Below are 20,475 nucleotides of genomic sequence, written 5' to 3'. Positions count from 1 at the left end.
GACGGGATGACACTTTCACGCAAGATCGCCGCCGCGGGGGCGGTGGCGACGATCGCGGCGCTCGCCGCGGCGCCCGCGCTGGCGCAGGCCGCCGGACCGGTGCGCGCGCCCAACGCCGAGCAGATGGCGACGATGGTCAACAAGGGTGACACCACCTGGATGATGATCTCGGCCGTGCTCGTGCTGATGATGTCGGTGCCGGGGCTCGCGCTGTTCTACGGCGGGCTGGTGCGCACCAAGAACATGCTCAGCGTGCTGATGCAGGTGCTGATGATCGTCTGCGTCGCCAGCCTCGTCTGGGTGAGCTGGGGCTACAGCCTCGCCTTCACCGGCGGCAATGCCTTCGTCGGCGGGCTCTCCAAGGCATTCCTCGCGGGCGTCGGCCCCGGCTCGGTCGCGGCGACCTTCAGCAACAACGTCTACATCCCCGAATATGCCTTCATCTGCTTCCAGATGACCTTCGCCTGCATCACGCCGGCGCTGATCGTCGGCGCCTTCGCCGAGCGGGTTAAGTTCACGCCGCTGCTGATCTTCGTCGTGCTGTGGCTGACGATCGTCTATTTCCCGATGGCGCACATGGTGTGGTACTGGGCCGGCCCGGACTTCCTCGCCGACGCGCCGACCGACGCGGGCCTGCTGTACGGCTGGGGCGCGCTCGACTTCGCCGGCGGCACGGTGGTCCACATCAACGCGGGCATCGCCGGCCTGGTCGGCTGCCTCATCATCGGCAAGCGTCACGGCTACAAGAGCGAGCCGATGCCGCCGCACTCGCTGACGATGACGATGATCGGCGCCTCCTTGCTGTGGGTCGGCTGGTTCGGCTTCAACGCGGGCTCCAACCTCGAGGCCAACGGCGCCGCCGCGCTCGCCTTCATCAACACCTTCGTCGCCACCGCCGGCGCCGCGGTCGCCTGGGCGGTGATCGAGCAGGTGGTGCACAAGAAGCCGTCGCTGCTCGGCGGCGTGTCGGGCGCGGTCGCGGGGCTGGTCGCGATCACCCCCGCGGCGGGCTTCGCCGCGCCGATGACCTCGATCATCCTCGGCATGGTGGCGAGCGCGGTGTGCTTCTTCTTCGTCACCACGGTGAAGAACAAGCTCGGCTACGACGACACGCTCGACGTCTTCGGCATCCACTGCGTCGGCGGGATCGTCGGCGCGATCGGGACCGGCATCGTCGCGGCGCCGTCGCTCGGCGGGCAGGGCTGGATCGACTACACCCAGTTCCCCTCGGTCGCGGGCAGCTACGACATCGCCGGGCAGGTGTGGACCCAGATCAAGGCGGTGGTGCTGACGCTGGTGCTGTCGGGCGGCGTCTCGGCGGTGCTGTTCCTCGGACTGAAGGCGACGATGGGGCTGCGTCCCTCGCTCGAGGTCGAGAGCGAGGGGCTCGACATCAACGAGCACGGCGAGCGCGCCTACAATTACTGATGAGATCGCGGGCGGCGCCCCACGCCGCCGCCCGCCCACGACGTTCCTCCTGCGGACGCTCCTCGGCTCGGTATGGCGACATACCGGGCCTTTTTTTTCGCTTTCGCAGCAGGCGTGTTCCTCCCCTCGCGGGAGCACGATGAGCATAGCTATGCTGCACCCATGCTGCGGCGCACGATGGTCAAGCTGACGACTGATCGCTATATAAGAGCGTGAGCCGGGCGACCCCGGGAATCGTGGCCCCGGCTCTGCAGAGGAGAGGATGTGCCATGACGACGATCAAACATGTCGGCGAGCAGGGCGCGGTGGTGGTCGGGGCGGCGGCCGCCTTCACCGCTGCCGTCTATCTCGCGCAATTCGCCGCCGACGCGGTGGTGTTCCTGGGCGAGTGGGTGCTGCGCTGAGGGCCGCGCGGTCGGGCGTAGGGAGAAGTCGAGGCTCGGGCAACGGCCTGTTAGGCGTGCATCACGGGTTCCTCAGCGGGCCCCTTCTTCGTCGTCCCCACCTCTGCGAGACCTCTGGAGAAGTAGCTGGCCGGTCGCGACTGATCTGACTCTTTCCCTGTGATGTTGAGGGGGGATGGCGATGGATCAGCGTGGTTTTGCCGAGGCGTTCCCACTGCCGGGATTTGGTCGCGACGCGCGGTTGGAGCGGATCGCCGGGCTGCTCGACTGGGCACCGATCGAGGCGCTGGTGCGGCAGGGCCGACGGATCGTCCGCCGTAACGGGCGGTGGCGACGGTGAAGGAGCAGTTGCTCCAGCAATGCTACGGGCATTTCGATCCCGGCTGCCGCACTGGCAAACCGCAACAAGGTGAGCGGCCGTGTCCGTACAGCCGTCGCGCGCAGCTTCGCGCGCCTCGAGACCGGCCCTCAGGGCTCACCAGAATGCGATACCGCAACCTCCATCGCCGCGGTCTGCTCCTGACATCGCCGCTCTCGCCGACAACCTGCGACGCGCTACCGCCTGACCCAACGCTCTCCGCGCACGAGCTCGCGCGCCTACCAACCAGGCACCCGACCAGAGAACTGCCCCCCCGCCACCGCCCAGCATCACGGATAAGGCGCCATGTCGAAGAGGTCTCGCCGGCGCGGGATTGACGGAAAAAAGGAGGTCTCGCGTTCGTCAGGCGAGATGGCGCACGGCACTTGTAAGATGCGGCGTGGCCGGGTGTCCGTTCTAGTCCGATCCGCTCCGCGATCTACTCGCTACCGCGACCAGTGCGCCCAGATCGCGGTCGGCAGTGCCAGCCCGCGCGCTTCCTCGCGCACCGCCAGCTCGCCCGCCTCCACCGTGCCGGGCAGGTCGGCGAAGGCCTGGCGCAGCATCTCGCCGATCGCCAGCGCCGACATGCGCACGGCATAGACGGTGAGAAAGAGGTAGCGCGACTCGGCGTCGAGCAGCCGGCGGCAGTCGGCGATCAGGCCGGGCAGGTCCTCCTCCAGCCGCCACACCTCCCCGGTCGGCCCGCGGCCGTATTTGGGCGGATCGAGCAGGATACCGTCGTAGCGTCGCCCGCGCCGCACCTCGCGCGCGACGAACTTGGCGGCGTCATCGATCATCCAGCGCACCGGCGCATCGCTCAGCCCCGACAGCAGCGCGTTGCTGCGCGCCGCCTCGACCGACTTCTTCGAGGCGTCGACATGCACCATGCGCGCGCCCTTGCTCGCCAGCGCCAGCGTGCCCACGCCGGTATAGCCGAACAGGTTGAGGCACTCGGGCGAGTCCTTCCCGGAGAGCCGCTCGCGCATCCACGCCCACACCGGCGCCATGTCGGGGAAGAAGCCGAGGTGGCGGAACGGCGTGGTCTGGGCGGTGAAGCGCACCTTGTTCCACGTCAGCGGCCAACCCTCGCGCGGCACCGGCTCGCTGAAGTCCCAGCGGCCGCCGCCCTCCTCGTCGCTGCCCGGCACGAAGGCGCCGTGCGCGCGCCAGTCGTCGCGCGCCGGCGCCCAGAGCGCCTGCGGCTCCGGACGGATGAAGCGGAAGCGGCCGTAGCGCTCCAGCTTGCGTCCGTTCCCCGAGTCGATCAGCCCGTAATCGGCCCAGGGCTCGCCGGTGAGCGTGACCAGCTCCACGCCGCGCCTCAGCCGCGCGGGACGGCGTGCGCCGCGACGTGCGCGCTCACCGCGGCATAGGTGGCGTCGAGCGTGACGCAGCGCTCCTCGCGCTCGAACAGGTCGCCGACGCGCGCCGGCAGCGACGGGCGCACCCCGGTCGCGCGCTCGACCGCGTCGCCGAACTTGGCGGGGTGCGCGGTCGCGAGCGTCACCATCGGGACATCGGGGGTGAGGTGACGTCGCGCCGCCGCCAGCGCGATCGCGGTGTGCGGGTCGATCACCTGCCCGGCGCGCTCGCAGGCGTGACGCATCGCCAGCGCCATGCCGTCGGGATCGACTCGCTCGCCGGCGAACAGCCCGGCGGCGCCCTCGCGTTGAGCGTTGCTCAGCCGCATCGCGCGCTCCGCCTCGAAGCCACGCATCTGCGTCGCCAGAGCGCCGCCGTCGCGCCCGCCGAGATCGTACAGCAGCCGCTCGAAATTGCTCGAGACCTGGATGTCCATCGAGGGCGTCGCGGTGGGCACGACCTCGCGGCTGGAATAGTCACCGGTGGTGAGCGCGCGCGCGAGGATGTCGTTGACGTTGGTGGCGACCACCAGCTTCGCCACCGGCAGCCCCATGCGCGCGGCGACATAGCCGGCGAAGACGTCGCCGAAATTGCCGGTCGGCACGCTGAACGCCACCGCGCGCGCCGGCGCGCCGAGCCGCACCGCGGCGTAGAAATAATAGACCACCTGCGCCATCAGCCGCGCCCAGTTGATCGAGTTCACCGCGGAGAGGCGGAAGCGTCCGGCGAAGGCGGCGTCGTTGAACATCGCCTTCACCAGCGCCTGCGCGGTGTCGAAGTCGCCGCGGATCGCGATATTGTGGACGTTGGGCGCGCCCACCGTGGTCATCTGGCGGCGCTGCACGTCGCTCACCCGGCCCTCGGGATGAAGCATGAAGATGTCGATGCCCGCGCGCCCCGCCACCGCGTCGATCGCGGCCGAGCCGGTGTCGCCGCTGGTCGCACCGATGATCGTGAGATGCTCGGTCGTGCCGGTGAGGAAGCGTTCGAACAGCAGCCCGAGCAGCTGGAGCGCGACGTCCTTGAACGCCAGCGTCGGCCCGTGGAACAGCTCGAGCAGCCACTGGTCGTGGTCGAGCTGGACCAGCGGGGTCACCGCGTCGTGCGCGAACCGGCCGTAAGCGGTGTCGCACAACGCGCGCAGCTCGTCCTCGCTCAGCGCCCCGGCGACGAACGGCGCCATCACCGCCGCCGCGGTCTCGGCGTAGCTCTTGCCCGCCAGTGCGGCGATCTGCTCCTCGGACAGCGTCGGCCAGCTCTCGGGTACGTAGAGACCGCCATCGGCGGCGAGGCCGGCGAGCGTCGCGCCGGCGAAGTCGAGCGTGGGGGCGGTGCCGCGGGTGCTGACGTAGCGCATGGGAAAGGTCGCCTAGAGCGCGGCGCGCGCGGGCGCAACGCTCGCCGACTCACCGAGGCTATGGATTGCGCGATGCAACCTTATTAGCAGAGGTCGCATGGCACTCATCGACGTCTTCCTCAGCCGCGCGATCAAGCGCGGACGCCTCACCCTCACCAAGCCAGACGGCACCACCGCGAGCTTCGGCAGCGACGATCCCGCGCTCAAGCCGGTCGCGATCCGCATCACCGACCGATCGGTGTACCGCGCGCTCGTCGCCGACCCGGCGCTCGGCGCGGGCGAGTCGTTCATGGACGGCAAGCTGATCCTCGAGCAGGGCGACATCCTCGACCTGCTGTTGCTCGCCACCGCGAACAGCCGCTGGGAGAATGGCGTCAACCGGCTGGCCGCCAATCGCTGGCGCACGCTCAAGGGCCAGATCCGCCATCGCCTCACCGGCAACCAGGCCAAGGCGTCGAAGCGCAACGTCGCGCACCACTACGATCTGTCGGATCGGCTGTACGACCTCTTCCTCGACGCCGACAAACAGTACAGCTGCGCCTATTACACCGATCCGACCAACTCGCTCGAGCAGGCGCAGGCCGACAAGAAGGCGCATATCGTCGCCAAGCTGGCACTCACGCCGGTCATGCGCGTGCTTGATATCGGCTGCGGCTGGGGCGGCATGGCGCTCTACATCCACGCCAAGACCGGCGCCGAGGTGCTGGGCATCACGCTCTCCGAGGAGCAGCTCAAGGTCGCGCGCCGCCGCGCCGAGGAGGCGGGCGTCGCCGACAAGGTGAAGTTCGAGCTGATCGACTATCGCGCGCTGGAGGGGCCGTTCGACCGGATCGTCTCGGTCGGCATGTTCGAGCATGTCGGCGTGCGCAACTTCCGCACCTATCTCAGCAAGTGCCGCGACCTGCTGACTCCCGACGGGGTGATGCTGCTGCACACGATCGGGCGCGCCGACGGCCCCAACTTCACCGACAAGTTCACCGACAAGTACATCTTCCCGGGCGGCTACATTCCGGCGCTGTCGGAGGTACTACAGGCCAACGAGTTTATCCGCTGGTTCGTCACCGACGTGGAGGTGCTGCGGATGCACTATGCCATGACGCTGCGCGCCTGGTACGAGCGCACCGTCGCCGAGCGCGACGCGATCGTGGCGCTGTACGACGAGCGCTTCTTCCGCATGTGGACCTTCTACCTGGCGGGAGCGATCGTCTCCTTCACCAACGGGCCGCTGGTGAACTACCAGATCCAGTTCAGCCGCGACCGGTTCGGCCTGCCGCTGACGCGCGATTACATGATCGAGGAGGAGCGGCGGCTGCGGGGAAGTTGAGAGCGGTCACCAGGTCCGACCCGTCGTACTCCTGCGTAAGCAGGAGCCCAGGACCGCAAGCGTGACCTCCCGTGACGCTGGGCTTCTGCGGCCGCAGGAGCACGAGACGGCGTCACTTCTTCGGCGCCGCCCCGCCCTTCGCCACCCCGTCCGCCATGGCGCGGGCGCGCGCGGCCTCGGCGGCGTCGACCTTCCCGTCATGGTTGAGGTCATAGGCCGAGAAGACGGCGCCCATCAGCTGATCCGACTCGGCGCGGCTCAGCCGTCCGTCCTTGTCGAGGTCGCCGCGCGCCATCACCAGCGCCGCGACGCGCTTGGCGTGGACCGCGTCGAGCGTCTTGCCGCGGATCTTCATCTTGGCCATCCGCCCTTCCAGCTCGGCGAGCGAGAGGTAGCCGTCCTTGTTGGTGTCCGAGGCGGCGAACTCGGAATCGAGCTTGGCGGTGGCGGTGGCGCGCGTCTCCTGCCCCATGGCGGCGACCGTCAGCGCCGGCGTGGCGAGCAGCGCGACGAGCGCGGCGGCGAGCGTGGTGTGCGTCCTCAGCATGCGCCGCGGCTTGGCGGCGGGTGCTTGTACGCGCGGTGAACGGTCGTGCGCGGCACCGCCGCGGTTGCCTCGCGCGGCGCGCTCGCGTAGCGCCCGCGCGCGAAAGGAGCCTGCCCCATGACCGACCAGATCAAGCGCGTCGTCCTCGCTTATTCCGGAGGACTCGACACCAGCGTGATCCTGAAATGGCTCCAGACCGAATATCAGTGCGAGGTGGTCACCTTCACCGCCGATCTGGGCCAGGGCGAGGAGCTCGAGCCAGCGCGCGCCAAGGCCGAGCTGATGGGGATCAAGCGCGAGCATATCTTCATCGACGACCTGCGCGAGGAGTTCGTGCGCGACTACGTCTTCCCGATGATGCGCGCCAACGCGCTGTACGAGGGGCTGTACCTGCTCGGCACCTCGATCGCGCGGCCGCTCATCGCCAAGCGCCAGATCGAGATCGCGGCGCAGGTCGGCGCCGACGCGGTGAGCCACGGCGCCACCGGCAAGGGCAACGATCAGGTCCGCTTCGAGCTCGGCTATTACGCGCTCAACCCCGACATCAAGGTGATCGCGCCGTGGCGTGAGTGGGATCTCACCAGCCGCTCCAAGCTGATCGAGTTCGCCGAGGCGCATCAGATCCCGGTGAGCAAGGACAAGCGCGGCGAGGCGCCCTTCTCCACCGACGCCAACCTGCTCCACACCTCGTCCGAGGGGAAGGTGCTGGAGGACCCGTGGGACGAGGTGCCCGATTACGTCTATTCGCGCACCGTCAATCCCGAGGACGCGCCCGACCAGCCCGAGACGATCACGATCGACTTCGAGCGCGGCGACGGCGTGGCGGTGAACGGCGAGGCCTGCTCGCCCGCGACTCTGCTGGCCAAGCTCAACGAACTCGGGCGCAAGCACGGCATCGGTCGGCTCGACCTGGTCGAGAATCGCTTCGTCGGCATGAAGAGCCGCGGCATGTACGAGACGCCGGGCGGCACGATCTACGCACTGGCGCACCGCGGCATCGAGCAGATCACGCTCGATCGCGGTGCCGCGCACCTCAAGGACGAGCTGGCGCCGCGCTACGCCGAGCTGGTCTACAACGGCTTCTGGTTCTCGCCCGAGCGCGAGATGCTGCAGGCCGCGGTCGATCACTCGCAGGCCAAGGTGACCGGCACGGTGCGGCTCAAGCTGTACAAGGGCCAGGCGGTGGTGACCGGGCGCCGTTCGCCGCACTCGCTCTACTCGGAGAAGGTGGTGACCTTCGAGGACGACCAGGGCGCCTATGACCAGCGCGACGCGGCTGGCTTCATCAAGCTCAACGCGCTGCGGCTGCGCCTGCTCGGTCGGCGCGATCGGTGACAGGACGAGAGGGGTGAGCGCGGTAGGCGCGTTCCTCCCTCTCGCCACTCCACTTCTCCGTCATCCCGGACTTGTTCCGGGATCTACCGTGCCGCTCGCTTCGACGGCGTTGCTCGAAGGGAATGGTGGATCCCGGGATAAGTCCGGGATGACGGCAGGTGAGGGGCGTTCCGGTTGTGCCTGAGCGATTAAGAGCGTGAGGAGAGGCTTGCGACGGCCACTTCAGAACAGCGAGAGGCCGGCAGCGTCGACGAAGCGAGGCTGAATCCCCGCTACTTCACGATTGTCCGCGCGCGCCCCTGCTCCTTCGCCCGGTAGAGCGCGGCATCCGCGCGCGCCACCAGCGCGGCGCGACCCTCGCTCACCACCCCTTCCGTCACGCCCGCCGAGAAGGAGACGGTGCCGATCGGCTCGCCGGTCTCGCGCACGCGCAGCCGTCGCTCGCCGATATGCGCGCGCACGCGATCGATCCGCGCCGCCGCCTCGTCGGGCGTCACGCCCTCGAACAGCATGGCGAACTCCTCGCCGCCGTACCGTGCCACCAGGCAGCCGCCCTCGTCCGCTAGCGTGCGCGCGACGGTGCGGATCACGCGATCGCCCACCGGGTGGCCGAAGCTGTCGTTGATGCGCTTGAAATGGTCGATGTCGCACATCGCGACGGTCACCCGCGCCCCCGGTGCGAGCGCGGCGAAGGCCTCGTCGAAGGCGCGCCGATTCGGCAGCTCGGTCAACGGGTCGGTGCGCGCCGAGCCGCGCGCCTCGTCCAAGGCAGCGCGGAGCTCCTCGGTCTCGCGGCGCGTGCTCTCCAGCTTGGCCTCGGCGTGCTGGACGCGCTCGATCATCGCCGCGGTGAGCCGGCTGATCTCCTCCACCCCGGCGTCGGCGCCGACGTCGCGCATCTCGGCCGCCGACCGCGCCAGATCGCGACCGAAGTCGTTCGCCTCGGCGTGCGCGGTCCGCACCGTGTCGCCGAAGCCGTCGAGCTGGTGGAGCACGCGCTCGATCATCGCCTCCTGCGTGGCGGCGTCGGCGGTCATCTCGGCGTCGTCGGCGAGCGCCGCGGGCGCCCCGCCCAGCGCGGTGCCGCCGAGCTGCTCGATGTCGCGCGCGGTCAGCCGCACGCCGCCGTCGGTCAGCTCGGCGACGCGGCGCGCGATCAGCCCCTCGGGCTGCGCGATCACGGCATACGCGAAGGCATAATGCGCCGGATCGGGGCTGAGCCGGTGCGCCGACAGGAAGGCGCCGACGCGGGTGAACAGGCGGTCGCCCGCCGTCCCCTGCCGCCCGTCGACCGCCCTGCTCGCCACCCGCTCGCCCCCGATCGGCTCCTGTCGAGCCTCGCCTCGTCCCGACCGGCACGCCCCCACGCGCCGACGGCGCGTCGCCCGTCGCGACCCGCCGGGCCGGGACGCTAGCGCCCGACTCGCTAAGATATGGTGACTCGGCGTTGACCGCGCCGAGTCAGGCGCGATCAGCCCTGCTTGAGCTTCTGCACCGCAGCGAGCGTCAGCGCGACATGCTCGGCAGGGTTCATGTCGTCGTGGACGAAGACGACCTTGCCGTCACGGCCGATGACGTAGCTGGTGCGGCTGGTGACGCTCTTGCCCTTCACCGCACGGCCGAGCGCGACGTCATAGCCTGCCACCACCTTGGGGCCGGCGCTGGCCACGGCGAACTTGCCCGCGCACTCGCTCGACGAGAAACGCTGCAGGTCTTCGACGTTGTCGGCGGACATGCCGATCACGGTCGCGCCCGCGGCGCGGAAGGCGTCGACCTTCTCGGCGAAGGCGCGCGCCTCGGCGTTGCAGCCCGAGGTGAAGGCGGCGGGAAAGAAATACAGCACCACCGGGCCGCGGCGGAGCTGCTCGCGCAGGCTGATCGGCACCACCTTGCCCGCGATCGCGCCGCGGGTGGAGAAATCGGGCGCCGCGGCGCCGGGCTTGAGCGTCGCCGCGGCCGGCACGGCGAAGGTTGTGAGAGCGGCGGTGACGGCGGTGAGAACGGCGCGGCGCATGGCGGTCGGCTCCAGCAGGATGAGGCGTCTCCTGTAGCGCGCTCCTGCACGGTAGGACAGGGGCGGCGGCGGGGCTGTTCCCGTCAGATCCGTTATCCCGGACTTGACCCGGATACATCCCTTCACACGCGTTGCCGTGGCTACAGCCTCGTTTCGCCGAGGATGTCCCTCTGCACCGCTTGCCCCGGCGCGAGCGACCGCAGCCGGTGACGGCCGCGGCACAACGGATCACGGATCAAATCCGGGATGACGGTGCGGCCGGCGCGCGCGCGCATGACCACCACCCCCTGCCTTCGCCGCCTGCTTCTCTCCCGCCCGGCACCTCACCGGGCTTCCCCGCGCGGCTGCGATAGGTTAGCGCCGGACCATGCCCGCGACCCACAGATGTGACCTGGCGATCGTCGGCGGCGGGCTCGCCGGAGCGCTGATCGCGCTCGCGGTCCACGCGCGCCATCCCCTGCTCGACGTGCGGCTGATAGAGGCGGGCGAGGCCATCGGCGGCAACCATCTCTGGTCCTTCTTCGGCGGCGACGTCGCGCGCGCCGACCGCCACCTGATCGCGCCATTGGTGGCGCATGCCTGGCCGAGCTACGACGTGCGCTTCCCCGCGCACGCGCGCCACCTCGCGCAGGCCTATTATTCCGTCCGCTCGACCGGGCTCGACTCGCACGTCCGCGCCACGCTGCCGCGCCGAGCGCTGATGACCGGGCGGCGCGTGCTGGCGTGCAGCCCCACCGCGGTGGTCTTCGCCAACGGCGACCGGCTGACCGCGGCGGGCGTGATCGACGCGCGTGGCGCGGGTGACCTGAGCGCGCTCGACTGCGGCTGGCAGAAGTTCGTCGGCCACGAGTTGCGCGTCGCCGGGGCGCACGGCGTCACCCGCCCGGTGGTGATGGACTCGACCGTGGCGCAGCTCGACGGCTATCGCTTCGTCTACCTGCTGCCCTTCGCTGCCGACCGGCTGCTGGTGGAGGACACCTATTACAGCGACTCGCCCGCGCTCGACGTCGCCGCGTTGGCGGCGCGGGTCGAGCGCTACGCCGCCGATGAGGGGTGGAGCGTCACCGAGACGATCCACCGCGAGCAGGGCGTGCTGCCGGTGGTCTACGGTGGCGATTTCGAGGCTTATTGGCGCGGCGGCGGGAGCAAGCTGGCCAAGGCGGGCGTTCGGGCGGGGCTGTTCCATCCCACCACGGGCTATTCGCTGCCCGACGCGGTGCGGCTGGCGCAGCTGGTCGCGGCGCAGCACGACTTCTCGGGTGCGGCGCTCCACGACCTCACTTACTCCTATGCGGCGCGGCTGTGGGCGGCGCGGCGCTTCTATCGGATGCTCGACCTCATGCTCTTCAAGGCCGCCGACCCCGACCAGCGCTATCGCGTGCTGGAACGCTTCTACCGCCTGCCAGCGCCGTTGGTGGCGCGCTTCTACGCGGCGCGCTCGACCGCGCTCGACAAGGCGCGCGTATTGAGCGGGCGGCCTCCCGTGCCGCTCGGCCGCGCGATCGCCGCGCTGCGGGGGGCGGCATGACGCGCGCGGTGGTGGTCGGCGCCGGCTTCGGCGGGCTGGCGCTGGCAATCCGGCTGCAATCGGCCGGGGTCGAGACGATCGTGCTGGAGTCACGCGACAAGCCCGGCGGGCGCGCCTATGTGTGGCAGCGCGACGGCTTCACCTTCGACGCCGGGCCGACCGTGATCACCGACCCGGCCTGTCTCGAGGAACTGTGGGCGCTCTCTGGCCAGACCATGGCGAGCGATGTCGCGCTCGAGGCGGTACAGCCCTTCTACCGGCTCAACTGGCCCGACGGCACCAATTTCGACTATACCAACGACGATCAGGTGCTGCACGCCGAGATTGCCAAGCTCAACCCGGCCGACGTCGCCGGCTACGCGCGCTTCCTCGACTATTCCGCGGGCGTGTACCGCGAAGGCTATGAGAAGCTGGGCCATGTCGCCTTCCTCGACTTCGCGTCGATGATCAAGGCGGCGCCGGCGCTGGCGAAATACCAGGCGTGGCGCTCGGTCTACTCGATCGTCTCCAAGTTCGTGGCCGACGAGCGGCTGCGCCAGGCGCTGTCGTTCCACACCTTGCTGGTGGGCGGCAACCCGATGACGACCAGTGCGATCTACGCGCTGATCCACAAGCTGGAGCGCGACGGCGGCGTGTGGTTCGCACGTGGCGGCACCAACCGGCTGATCGCGGGCATGGTGGCGCTGTTCGAGCGGCTCGGCGGCACACTGCGGCTGAACGACGCGGTGACGCGGATCGAGACGCTGGGCGACCGCGTCACCGCGGTGGAGACCGCCAGCGGCTGGAACACCCCGACCGACATGCTCGCCGCCAACGCCGACATCCTCCACGTCTACCGCGACCTGCTGCCCGGCTCGGGCGCGGCGAAGCGGACCGCGGCGAAGCTCGAGCGCAAACGCTACTCGCCCTCGCTGTTCGTGGTGCACTTCGGGATCAAGGGCACATGGCCGGGCATCCCGCACCACATGATCCTGTTCGGCCCGCGCTATAAGGGGCTGCTCGACGACATCTACGACCACGGCGTGCTGAGCGAGGACTTCTCGCTCTATCTCCACCACCCGACCGTGACCGATCCGAGCCTCGCGCCCGAGGGCTGCTCGACCTTCTACGCGCTCGCGCCGGTACCGCACATGGGCAAGTACACCGGCGACTGGGAGACGGTGCGCCCGATCCTGGAGCAGCGCATCCTCGACGAGGTCGGGCGCCGGCTGATCCCCGACATCCACGACCGCATCGTCACGAAGTTCAGCTACGCGCCGACCGACTTCGCGGCGGACCTCAACGCGCATCTCGGCAGCGCCTTCTCGCTCGAGCCGGTGCTGACGCAGAGCGCCTATTTCCGCGTCCACAACCGCGACGACGCGATCCCCAACCTGTATTTCGTCGGCGCCGGCACGCATCCGGGCGCAGGCATCCCCGGCGTGGTGGGCAGCGCCAAGGCGACGGCGGCGCTGATGCTGGGGCGGTAGCGCGTCGCGCGGCGAAGTAGACGGCTTCTCAGACGAGTAGCGCGGCTCCGCGATGGTGCGGAGCGCCGCGCCGCGGTTCGATGCGGCGAGCGGCCGCGCGCGAATGTTGAGAAAGTTGAGCCTCCGGGAGCCTGCGACGGTCGAATGTTGAGTCGCATGCCCCGGCTCAGCGAGGCCCGCGCCCGGGGCTCGCGGCTGCCGCGTGGGAGCAGGTAGATCGTGGACCGGACGGAGCATCGCCCGGCGATGTAACGCGGCTATCTGTGCGTAGGACAGCGCTCACGGCCGCTCGCCGCGCGTCCTTCGTTGCGTGATCGACGCTCGATCCCACCAGGCGCGATCGAGCAGCAGCGCGATCCGCGCGTCGGCGTCGGTGCCGTAGCGTACCAGCACCGCCGGCCAGCCACGATAATGGTCGGTCTCCCAGAAGGTGGCGGGATCGGTCTCGATCAGCACCTCTTTCTCGATCAGCGCGACGTGGAGCACGAAGCTCGCGCGGTCGGGTGCGGTCGTGGCCGCGAGCATCTTGCCGCGCAGCAGCAGCGCCGGCTTGCCGTAGCTGGTGCCGAGCACCACCCCGGGCAGCGCGAGCCCGGTCGCGACGACATCGTCCCAGTCCCTCATGGCGCGTCTCTCCCGGGCGAAACATAGGCCGACTGCCCCGATCTGGCGACGTCACAGTGACGAGCGCCGCCGCATCTGCTTAGCTGCGTGAATGAGGGAGATCGTAATGCCCGCCACCCTGTTGCTCGCGGGCTTGCTGACAACCGCCGCCGCGCCGCCGCCGCGCTGCGGCGCGCACGCCGTCACGGTAGAGACGATGCGCGCGCTGCCGGCGGCGGCGCGGCTCGAGCTGTCGCGCCATCTCGCGCCCGGCGGCATCGCCGACGCGGGGCAGCGCCATGACGCGATCGACGTCCGCCACCCCGGCGTGCCGCGCCATCGCTTCGTCCGCGCCGAGCGACGGGGAGACGAATGGGTCGTCCGCTACGAGTCGGGCGGTATCGCCACGCGGTGGGACAGTGTCACGCTGGTGCCCGTCGTCGCCGAAGGCCGTCCGCCGCGCTACGTCGCGCGCGCGGGTGATCGCTGCCCGTCCCCGCTCGCCACGACGGCATCACGCCGCTGACCGCGGTGCCGGCCGCGCACGCCATTGCCCCTAGCCCGCGCTTCCCCTAGCGCTCGCGGCATGAAGCGCCTCGCCATCTATTGCGGCTCCGCCACTCCCGCCGACCCCTTCTACCTCGAGCTCGCGCGCGAGGTCGGCCGCATGCTCGCCGAGCGCGGCGTCGGGGTGGTCTACGGTGGCGGGCGGCTCGGGCTGATGGGCGCGATCGCCGACTCGGCGCTGGCGGCGGGGGGCGAGGTGATCGGGGTGATCCCGCAGGCGCTGGTCGACGCCGAGGTGGCGCATCGCGGGCTCAGCGAACTCCACGTCGTGCCCGGCATGCACCAGCGCAAGCAGCTCTTCACCGACCTCGCCGACGGCTTCGTGACGCTGCCCGGCGGCACCGGCACGATGGACGAGCTGTGGGAGGCGCTGAGCTGGGCGCAGCTCGGCTATCACGCCGACCCGGTGGGCCTGCTCAACGCGCGCGGCTATTACGACGAGCTCGTCGCTTTCTGGGCGAAGATGGGCGAGGTCGGCTTCCTGCGCGCGCAGCACCGCGAGCTGCTGATCGTCGGCGAGACGCTGGAGCAGCTGCTCGACGCCATGGCGGCGCACGCGCCGACCCAGCCGATCGTCCGCATGGCCGCCCGCGACCTGTGAGCGGCCGACTGTGACCGACTCGCGCGCCGCGCTGGTGGCGACGGCGCGCGAGTCGATCGCGCGCGGCTCGAAGAGCTTCGCCGCCGCCTCGCAGCTGTTCGCGCCTGACGTGCGCGAGCGCGCCTGGCTGCTCTACGCCTGGTGCCGCCGCTGCGACGATCTCGTCGACGGGCAGGACCACGGCCATGACCGCCACGCGGTCGCCGACGCGCCGGCGCGAGTCGCCGCGGTCCGCCGGCTGAGCGCCACCGCGCTGGCGGCCGAGCCGACCGGCGACCCCGCGTTCGACGCGCTCGGCGTGGTCGCGCGCGAGACGCGGCTGCCGCACCGCTTCGTCACCGATCTGATCGACGGCTTCCAACTCGACGCCGACGACTGGCGCCCGCGCTCCGAGGCCGACCTGTACCGTTACTGCTACCATGTCGCCGGCGCGGTCGGCTGCATGATGGCGGTGGTGATGGGGGTGCCGCCCGAGGACGAGGCGACGCTCGACCGCGCCTGCGACCTCGGCCTCGCCTTTCAGCTCGCCAATATTGCCCGCGACATCGAGGAAGACGATCGCGTGGCGCGCTGCTACCTCCCCGACGAGTGGCTCGCCGAGATGGACGTGCCGCCCGGGCAGCACATGAAGCCGCCGTTCCGCGACCGCCTGGTGGTGCTGGCGCGGCGGCTGGCGACTCGCGCCGAGCTGCACGAGGCGAGCGCGCGGGTGGGTACCAAGGCGCTGTCCTACCGCTCGGCCTGGGCGGTGCTGGCGGCGGCGGGGATCTACGGCGACATCGCGCGGCGCGTGGCGGCCCGGGGGGCGCATGCGTGGGACCATCGCGTCACCACGAGCAAGCGCGAGAAGCTCGCATGGATCGCGCGCGCGGCCTGGCAGGCGGCGCGGCGGCACCGGATCACCGACACGCCGCGCGATCCGCGGCTGTGGACACGGCCGCGATCATCGCCTCTCACGTAGCGCCGAGCCGTGCTCCGACGCACGCTCGAGCCCAAAACCACGTGCGTCATCGCGAGGCGGAAGGCCCTCCTACCGTTGCGCAACCAACACGGGCGCGGGTCATTGATCGAGGTGAGAGGAGACCACGCCCGATGACGAGATTCGCCCTGATCGCCCCCGTCGCTGCCCTCGCGCTGGCCGCCTGCGGCGACCGCGTCGAGCAACATGCCGACCGCACCGGCAACGCCATCGCAGGAGAAATCGGCGCCGCCGCGGACAATGTCGCCGCCAGCGTCGACTCGCTGACCGACACGATGGCGAACCAGGTCGATGGCGTCGCGGCGCGCTCGCTCGACCGCGCCGCCGACCGGATCGACGACGCCTCGCGCCGGCTCGAGAGCGACGTGCGCCGCCACGCCGACCGTGCGCGCGATCGCGCCGGCGACGCGCTCAACGACGCGGGCGAGCGGCTACGCGACCGCGACGCGCCCGCGGATCACCGAGCCGAGGCCCCCACCGCCGATGAGCGGCGCTGAGACGCCTCAGCCACATGCCGCGTCACCGCCGCTTGCGGGTCGGCTTGGCTTTCGACTTGGGCTGGGGTTTCGGCGCGGCCTTGCACGGGAAGGCTTCCTTGAGGCCCTGGCGCACCACGAAGGCGGGCGCTGCGCTCGACTTCTTCCCCTGCTTCCGCAGATATCTGCGCGCCGCCGCGGTGACCGCGACGTTGGAGCTGCGGTCCGGCGCTGGGCAGATCTGGCGCGCGCTCGACAACGCGTCGAAGGCGGCGAGCATATAGCCGGTGCAGAAATCGGCGGTGGGATCGTCGTCTTTGCCGCGGCAGAGCTCGACCAGCTGCGGCGTCGTCAGCGAGCTGACCACCACCGGCCGGTCCGCCGCGGCCAGCAGCGCCGCGAGCAGCAGCGCGCTCATCGCGCGGCGCCCGCCCCGGTCGCGTCACCAGCGGCGGCGAGGTAGGGTAGCAGCCGCACGCGCGGGAAGATCTCGTCGAGCGGCTTCACGTCGGGCGTGATGTAGACGATGCCGCCGCGCTTCTCGAACTGCGGGCGCAGCTTGCCGTTGTAGAAGCGCGCGCCGACGTTGATGCAGCCGAACGAGATGCGATTGTCCTCGGGCGAGGGCGACAGCAGCCGCTCGACGCGATGCTCGTTCTTGTGGAGGCTGGTAACGACGTGCATCGCCACCGCGTTGGCATAGTCGACCCACAGCACGCGCTGGCGCCCGAAGGCGCGGCCGAATTTGGTGACGAAGCGGCCGGCGGGCGTGGTGCGCTCGGCCGGGCCGATATCGTCGAGGTTCTTGGCGCCGACCCCAGGCGTAGAATCGTCGCCGATGCCGACGCCGAGCAGGACCGGCGTCTCGCCGAGGAAGTCGCCGTTGGCGGCGAAGAGATACAGCGTCGCCGCGGGCTTATCGATCACCGCATAGGGCAGCTTGCCGTTGTCGTGCGCGGCGCCGACCCAGGCGATCAGCCGCTCGGCGTTCTCCGACCGCGGCATCACCGGTGGCGGCTCGACCGGCACCGCGACGGGCTTGGCCACCTTCGCGCCCTTGCGGGCCGGCTTCTTCGCCGTCGGCTTGGAAGCTCCGGCCTTGGCGGTCGCCTGCTTGCGCGCGGACGATGCCTGTGGCGCAGCGAACGCCGTACCCGACAACGCCAGCGCTGCGAGGGCCGCGACGATCATGCGACCCGCGCCGCGGGACGGACGGTCGGCCATATCGATGATGGTCGGCCGTGCCGCCCGGCGACGCGCGCGCATCGTATCGTCGTGGATCAGCCGCGCGGGCGACGCGCGCGCTGCTGCTGGAGCTGCTGCATCTGCTGCTCCGACGCGTCGACACGGGTGCCGAGCTGATCGATCCGCTGGCTGTTCTGCTGCGCCTGGGCGGCAGCGGCCTGTGCCTGGGTGAGCGCCTGGCCCGAGGTGCCCTCGACCGTGCGCAGGCGACCGTCGAGGCCGTCGATACGCTGGTTTACCGTGGCGATCTGGTCACGGACGAAGCCCTTGGAGGCGCAGCCGCCGAGCCCGACGGCGCCGACGGCGATCAGCGTCAGGGCCGTGACGCGGGGAAGGTTCGAACGCATCTACTTACCTCTCGTACCAAAATGGACAGATAGCGCGAATGCGCACGAGCAGGAGAACGTTCCGGCGCCTGAACGAAACGTTAATAGATGGTAAACGGCGCGGTGACCCGAGGCGGGACAGGTGCCGTGACGAGGGTCGGGCCGACCTGTTCAACATGAGTCGGGCGGCGGGCTCGCATCCATTCCGCGGCACAAGGCGTTGGCCGAGGACTAGTCACCGAGCGGATCGCGGACCTACATCACTCTCATGCTCACCCCCGATCAGGCGCAGGAGCGCGCCACCGACATCGTCCGCCGCGCCCGCGCGGCGGGCGCCGACGCCGCCGACGCGGTGTTCGCCGCCAACGCCTCCAGCGAGGTGTCGGTGCGACTCGGCGCGCTCGAGGACGTCGGCCGGTCGGAGGGCGCCGACCTCGGCCTGCGCGTGTTCGTCGGGCAGCGTTCGGCGAGCGTCTCCACGTCCGATCTCTCGCCCGAGTCGCTCACCATCCTGGTCGAGCGCGCGGTGGCGATGGCGCGCGAGGCGCCGGAGGATCGCTGGGCCGGGCTCGCACCCGAGTCGCGGCTGCTGCACGGCGCCGCGCCGCTGCTCGACCTCGCCGATCGCGACGAACCCGATCCCCCCGCGCTGCGCGACGCCGCCGCGCGCGCGGAGGCGGCGGCGCGCGCCGTCGACGGCGTCACCAACAGCGAGGGCGCGGGCGCGGCCTGGGGGCGAAGCGTCTGGGCGCTCGCCACCAGCCACGGCTTCGCCGGCGCCTATGAGGCGACCAGCCACACGCTCTCCGCCAGCGTGATCGCGGGCACGGGCGGCGCGATGCAGCGCGACTATGGCTTCCACGCCACCCGCCATCGCGCGCACCTCGACTCGCCCGAGGCGATCGGCGCGCTGGCGGGCGAGCGCGCCGCGGCGCGGGTCGGCGCCGGGCGCGCGCCGAGCGGCGCCATGCCGGTGGTGTTCGACCCGCGCGTCGGCGCGAGCCTGCTCAGCCATCTCAGCGGCGCCATCTCGGGCAGCGCGGTGACGCGGCGCACCAGCTTCCTGCTCGACTCGCTCGGTACCGCGATCCTGCCCGCAGGCATCAACGTGATCGATGACCCGCACCGCCCGCACGGGCTGCGCTCGCGCCCGTTCGACGGCGAGGGGCTGCCGGTCTCCCCCGTGGCGATCGTCAGCGACGGGATGCTCGAGACGTGGCTGCTCGACAGCGCCTCGGCGCGCCAGCTCGGGCTCGAGCCGACCGGTCACGCCTCGCGCGGCATCGCCGGCGCGCCGGGCGTGACGACGAGCAACCTCTACATGGAGGCGGGCCACGTGCCGGTGGAGACGCTGATCGAGGACATCGTCGAGGGGATCTACGTCACCGAGCTGATCGGACAGGGGGTCAACCCCGTCACCGGCGACTACAGCCGCGGCGCCGCCGGCTTCCTGATCGAGCGCGGCGCGCTCGGCCGGCCGGTGATCGAATTCACCATCGCGGGCAATCTGAAGGACATGTTCCGCGCGCTGACGCCGGCGAACGATCTCGTCTTCCGCCACGGCGTCAACGTGCCGACGCTGCGGATCGAGGGCATGACGGTGGCGGGTGGCTGACGCCGCGCTGGCCGACGCGGTCGCGGCGATCGCGCGCGAAGCCGGGCAGATGGCGTTCGCGCGCTGGCGCACCGATTTCGCGCGGTGGGAGAAGGCGCCGGGCAGCCCGGTGTGCGAGGTCGACATCGACGTCGATCGCATGCTCCACGCACGGCTCGGCGCGCTGCTGCCCGACGCGGGCTGGCTCTCCGAGGAAACCGCCGACCGCCCCGACCGGCTCGCGCGCGAGCGGGTCTGGGTAGTCGACCCCATCGACGGCACGCGCGACTATATCCGCGGGCGCGCCGGCTGGTGCGTCTCGGTCGCATTGGTCGAGCACGGCCGGCCGGTGATCGGCGTGCTCGACGCGCCCGCGCGCGGCGAGGTGTGGCGCGCGCGCGCCCGCGCGGGCGCGACCGTGGCGCGCGACGACGGCAAGCGCTTCGACCTCGCGGCGGGCGACCGCCGCGACTTCGAGGGCGCGCGCGTGCCGGTGGACGCTTTGCCCAAGACCGATCGCACCCTGGTCGCGGTGGAGAAGCCCAACTCGATCGCGCTGCGCATCGCGATGGTGGCGAGCGACCGCGCCGATCTCGTCGCGACGCTGCGCTGGGGCAATGAATGGGACATCGCCGCGGCGGTGCTGGTGGCGAGCGAGGCCGGCGCGACGGTGAGCGACGCGCTCGGCGCGCCGATCCTGTTCAACAAGCCCGACCCGCGCGCCTATGGCGTGCTGGTGACCGCGCCGGGCATCCACGCCGCCTCGGTGAAGCATCTCGCCGGGCGGGCGCGCGCGGTGATCGGGTAACGGCCGTCGGGCTGGTCCGCTAAGCGCGACGAGACGGTTCGACCTACACTGCCGTCATCCCGGACTTGGTCCGGGATCCACTCCTCCGCAAGAGCGAACCCTGCAGAGCACGCGGAACGGTGGATCCCGGGCCAAGTCCGGGATGAC

22 protein-coding genes are annotated in these 20,475 nt (G+C 70.8%); 13 read left to right on the top strand and 9 right to left on the bottom strand.

Annotated elements, in window-relative coordinates; translation table 11 throughout:
• The first annotated feature begins 6 nt into the window (after positions 1 to 6).
• From FHY02_RS13055 to FHY02_RS13050, 3 genes are all read left to right on the top strand, one after another.
• Positions 7 to 1,428 carry an ammonium transporter gene (locus tag FHY02_RS13055; RefSeq protein ID WP_183922710.1) on the top strand — a complete coding sequence of 474 codons (1,422 nt, stop codon included), beginning with the start codon at positions 7 to 9 and terminating at the stop codon, positions 1,426 to 1,428.
• Between the two features lie 269 nt (positions 1,429 to 1,697).
• A complete protein-coding gene (locus tag FHY02_RS23035) occupies positions 1,698 to 1,832 on the top strand; it encodes a hypothetical protein (RefSeq protein WP_258046665.1) in 135 nt (44 codons plus the stop codon).
• Between the two features lie 181 nt (positions 1,833 to 2,013).
• Entirely contained in the window at positions 2,014 to 2,172 is a 159-nt protein-coding gene (locus FHY02_RS13050) for a hypothetical protein (RefSeq protein ID WP_183922708.1), read from the top strand.
• 464 nt (positions 2,173 to 2,636) lie between these two features.
• On the opposite strand, the gene FHY02_RS13045 is transcribed toward FHY02_RS13050, so the two are convergent.
• Positions 2,637 to 3,506 carry a class I SAM-dependent methyltransferase gene (locus FHY02_RS13045; RefSeq protein WP_183922706.1) on the bottom strand — a complete coding sequence of 290 codons (870 nt, stop codon included), beginning with the start codon at positions 3,504 to 3,506 and terminating at the stop codon, positions 2,637 to 2,639.
• Positions 3,507 to 3,514: 8 nt separating this feature from the next.
• The gene (gene thrC / locus FHY02_RS13040) at positions 3,515 to 4,912 is read right to left on the bottom strand and encodes a threonine synthase (protein ID WP_183922704.1); all 1,398 of its coding nucleotides are present in this window, start codon (positions 4,910 to 4,912) and stop codon (positions 3,515 to 3,517) included.
• A 97-nt stretch (positions 4,913 to 5,009) separates the two neighbouring features.
• Here thrC and FHY02_RS13035 point away from each other — a divergent pair, with 97 nt between their 5' ends.
• Positions 5,010 to 6,236, top strand: a complete 1,227-nt coding sequence (locus FHY02_RS13035) for a cyclopropane-fatty-acyl-phospholipid synthase family protein (RefSeq protein WP_183922702.1) — start codon at positions 5,010 to 5,012, stop codon at positions 6,234 to 6,236.
• Between the two features lie 112 nt (positions 6,237 to 6,348).
• On the opposite strand, the gene FHY02_RS13030 is transcribed toward FHY02_RS13035, so the two are convergent.
• Positions 6,349 to 6,783 carry an EF-hand domain-containing protein gene (locus FHY02_RS13030; RefSeq protein ID WP_183922700.1) on the bottom strand — a complete coding sequence of 145 codons (435 nt, stop codon included), beginning with the start codon at positions 6,781 to 6,783 and terminating at the stop codon, positions 6,349 to 6,351.
• 117 nt (positions 6,784 to 6,900) lie between these two features.
• On the opposite strand from FHY02_RS13030, the gene FHY02_RS13025 reads away from it, so the two are divergent.
• Positions 6,901 to 8,118: an argininosuccinate synthase gene (locus FHY02_RS13025; protein ID WP_183922698.1), complete on the top strand. Its 1,218-nt coding sequence runs from the start codon at positions 6,901 to 6,903 to the stop codon at positions 8,116 to 8,118.
• A gap of 272 nt (positions 8,119 to 8,390) precedes the next feature.
• Here the strand turns inward: FHY02_RS13025 and FHY02_RS13020 are convergent, their stop codons facing one another.
• Together FHY02_RS13020 and FHY02_RS13015 are read right to left on the bottom strand one after the other, a co-directional pair.
• The gene (locus FHY02_RS13020; RefSeq protein WP_183922696.1) at positions 8,391 to 9,425 is read right to left on the bottom strand and encodes a GGDEF domain-containing protein; all 1,035 of its coding nucleotides are present in this window, start codon (positions 9,423 to 9,425) and stop codon (positions 8,391 to 8,393) included.
• Positions 9,426 to 9,589: 164 nt separating this feature from the next.
• Positions 9,590 to 10,132, bottom strand: a complete 543-nt coding sequence (locus FHY02_RS13015; protein WP_183922694.1) for a peroxiredoxin — start codon at positions 10,130 to 10,132, stop codon at positions 9,590 to 9,592.
• Between the two features lie 367 nt (positions 10,133 to 10,499).
• On the opposite strand from FHY02_RS13015, the gene crtY reads away from it, so the two are divergent.
• Entirely contained in the window at positions 10,500 to 11,660 is a 1,161-nt protein-coding gene (crtY, locus tag FHY02_RS13010) for a lycopene beta-cyclase CrtY (protein WP_183922692.1), read from the top strand.
• Positions 11,657 to 13,129, top strand: coding sequence for a phytoene desaturase (locus FHY02_RS13005; protein WP_183922690.1), 1,473 nt, complete (start codon positions 11,657 to 11,659; stop codon positions 13,127 to 13,129). Before crtY ends, FHY02_RS13005 begins: the two co-directional genes overlap by 4 nt.
• Before the next feature lie 279 nt (positions 13,130 to 13,408).
• Here the strand turns inward: FHY02_RS13005 and FHY02_RS13000 are convergent, their stop codons facing one another.
• On the bottom strand, positions 13,409 to 13,753 hold the full coding sequence (locus FHY02_RS13000; protein WP_183922688.1) for a hypothetical protein: 345 nt from the start codon (positions 13,751 to 13,753) through the stop codon (positions 13,409 to 13,411).
• 106 nt (positions 13,754 to 13,859) lie between these two features.
• On the opposite strand from FHY02_RS13000, the gene FHY02_RS12995 reads away from it, so the two are divergent.
• The 4 genes from FHY02_RS12995 (at position 13,860) to FHY02_RS12980 (ending at position 16,376) form a co-directional block, all read left to right on the top strand.
• On the top strand, positions 13,860 to 14,258 hold the full coding sequence (locus tag FHY02_RS12995; RefSeq protein WP_183922686.1) for a hypothetical protein: 399 nt from the start codon (positions 13,860 to 13,862) through the stop codon (positions 14,256 to 14,258).
• Between the two features lie 60 nt (positions 14,259 to 14,318).
• Positions 14,319 to 14,900 carry a TIGR00730 family Rossman fold protein gene (locus FHY02_RS12990; RefSeq protein WP_183922684.1) on the top strand — a complete coding sequence of 194 codons (582 nt, stop codon included), beginning with the start codon at positions 14,319 to 14,321 and terminating at the stop codon, positions 14,898 to 14,900.
• Positions 14,901 to 14,910: 10 nt separating this feature from the next.
• Positions 14,911 to 15,861: a phytoene/squalene synthase family protein gene (locus tag FHY02_RS12985; RefSeq protein WP_183922682.1), complete on the top strand. Its 951-nt coding sequence runs from the start codon at positions 14,911 to 14,913 to the stop codon at positions 15,859 to 15,861.
• A 131-nt stretch (positions 15,862 to 15,992) separates the two neighbouring features.
• Complete coding sequence (locus tag FHY02_RS12980; protein WP_183922680.1) at positions 15,993 to 16,376, top strand: hypothetical protein; 384 nt, start codon at positions 15,993 to 15,995, stop codon at positions 16,374 to 16,376.
• Between the two features lie 22 nt (positions 16,377 to 16,398).
• Here the strand turns inward: FHY02_RS12980 and FHY02_RS12975 are convergent, their stop codons facing one another.
• From FHY02_RS12975 to FHY02_RS12965, 3 genes are read right to left on the bottom strand one after another with little or no spacing between them, the layout of a single operon-like run.
• On the bottom strand, positions 16,399 to 16,773 hold the full coding sequence (locus FHY02_RS12975) for a Rap1a/Tai family immunity protein (RefSeq protein WP_183922678.1): 375 nt from the start codon (positions 16,771 to 16,773) through the stop codon (positions 16,399 to 16,401).
• Positions 16,770 to 17,621: a hypothetical protein gene (locus tag FHY02_RS12970; protein WP_260172874.1), complete on the bottom strand. Its 852-nt coding sequence runs from the start codon at positions 17,619 to 17,621 to the stop codon at positions 16,770 to 16,772. Before FHY02_RS12970 ends, FHY02_RS12975 begins: the two co-directional genes overlap by 4 nt.
• Positions 17,622 to 17,635: 14 nt before the next feature.
• Complete coding sequence (locus FHY02_RS12965; RefSeq protein WP_183922676.1) at positions 17,636 to 17,947, bottom strand: hypothetical protein; 312 nt, start codon at positions 17,945 to 17,947, stop codon at positions 17,636 to 17,638.
• Between the two features lie 247 nt (positions 17,948 to 18,194).
• Here FHY02_RS12965 and FHY02_RS12960 point away from each other — a divergent pair, with 247 nt between their 5' ends.
• Together FHY02_RS12960 and FHY02_RS12955 are read left to right on the top strand one after the other, a co-directional pair.
• Positions 18,195 to 19,541, top strand: coding sequence for a TldD/PmbA family protein (locus tag FHY02_RS12960; protein ID WP_183922674.1), 1,347 nt, complete (start codon positions 18,195 to 18,197; stop codon positions 19,539 to 19,541).
• Positions 19,534 to 20,328: a 3'(2'),5'-bisphosphate nucleotidase CysQ gene (locus FHY02_RS12955; protein ID WP_183922672.1), complete on the top strand. Its 795-nt coding sequence runs from the start codon at positions 19,534 to 19,536 to the stop codon at positions 20,326 to 20,328. Before FHY02_RS12960 ends, FHY02_RS12955 begins: the two co-directional genes overlap by 8 nt.
• Positions 20,329 to 20,475 lie beyond the last annotated feature (147 nt).

This window comes from Sphingomonas sp. BK069 (assembly GCF_014193405.1).
In the GTDB taxonomy this organism is placed as follows: domain Bacteria; phylum Pseudomonadota; class Alphaproteobacteria; order Sphingomonadales; family Sphingomonadaceae; genus Sphingomonas.
Note: the sequence above shows the minus strand (reverse complement) of the source record. Positions and strands in the feature narration are given on the sequence as shown.

Excerpts from the sequence above, each read along its gene's own strand:
- FHY02_RS13055 (WP_183922710.1), top strand. The coding sequence starts at position 7 with ATGACACTTTCACGCAAGATCGCCGCCGCGGGGGCGGTGGCGACGATC.
- FHY02_RS23035 (WP_258046665.1), top strand. The coding sequence starts at position 1,698 with ATGACGACGATCAAACATGTCGGCGAGCAGGGCGCGGTGGTGGTCGGG.
- FHY02_RS13050 (WP_183922708.1), top strand. The coding sequence starts at position 2,014 with ATGGATCAGCGTGGTTTTGCCGAGGCGTTCCCACTGCCGGGATTTGGT.
- thrC (WP_183922704.1), bottom strand. The coding sequence starts at position 4,912 with ATGCGCTACGTCAGCACCCGCGGCACCGCCCCCACGCTCGACTTCGCC.
- FHY02_RS13035 (WP_183922702.1), top strand. The coding sequence starts at position 5,010 with ATGGCACTCATCGACGTCTTCCTCAGCCGCGCGATCAAGCGCGGACGC.
- FHY02_RS13030 (WP_183922700.1), bottom strand. The coding sequence starts at position 6,783 with ATGCTGAGGACGCACACCACGCTCGCCGCCGCGCTCGTCGCGCTGCTC.
- FHY02_RS13025 (WP_183922698.1), top strand. The coding sequence starts at position 6,901 with ATGACCGACCAGATCAAGCGCGTCGTCCTCGCTTATTCCGGAGGACTC.
- FHY02_RS13015 (WP_183922694.1), bottom strand. The coding sequence starts at position 10,132 with ATGCGCCGCGCCGTTCTCACCGCCGTCACCGCCGCTCTCACAACCTTC.
- crtY (WP_183922692.1), top strand. The coding sequence starts at position 10,500 with ATGCCCGCGACCCACAGATGTGACCTGGCGATCGTCGGCGGCGGGCTC.
- FHY02_RS13005 (WP_183922690.1), top strand. The coding sequence starts at position 11,657 with ATGACGCGCGCGGTGGTGGTCGGCGCCGGCTTCGGCGGGCTGGCGCTG.
- FHY02_RS13000 (WP_183922688.1), bottom strand. The coding sequence starts at position 13,753 with ATGAGGGACTGGGACGATGTCGTCGCGACCGGGCTCGCGCTGCCCGGG.
- FHY02_RS12995 (WP_183922686.1), top strand. The coding sequence starts at position 13,860 with ATGCCCGCCACCCTGTTGCTCGCGGGCTTGCTGACAACCGCCGCCGCG.
- FHY02_RS12990 (WP_183922684.1), top strand. The coding sequence starts at position 14,319 with ATGAAGCGCCTCGCCATCTATTGCGGCTCCGCCACTCCCGCCGACCCC.
- FHY02_RS12980 (WP_183922680.1), top strand. The coding sequence starts at position 15,993 with ATGACGAGATTCGCCCTGATCGCCCCCGTCGCTGCCCTCGCGCTGGCC.
- FHY02_RS12975 (WP_183922678.1), bottom strand. The coding sequence starts at position 16,773 with ATGAGCGCGCTGCTGCTCGCGGCGCTGCTGGCCGCGGCGGACCGGCCG.
- FHY02_RS12970 (WP_260172874.1), bottom strand. The coding sequence starts at position 17,621 with ATGCGCGCGCGTCGCCGGGCGGCACGGCCGACCATCATCGATATGGCC.
- FHY02_RS12965 (WP_183922676.1), bottom strand. The coding sequence starts at position 17,947 with ATGCGTTCGAACCTTCCCCGCGTCACGGCCCTGACGCTGATCGCCGTC.
- FHY02_RS12960 (WP_183922674.1), top strand. The coding sequence starts at position 18,195 with ATGCTCACCCCCGATCAGGCGCAGGAGCGCGCCACCGACATCGTCCGC.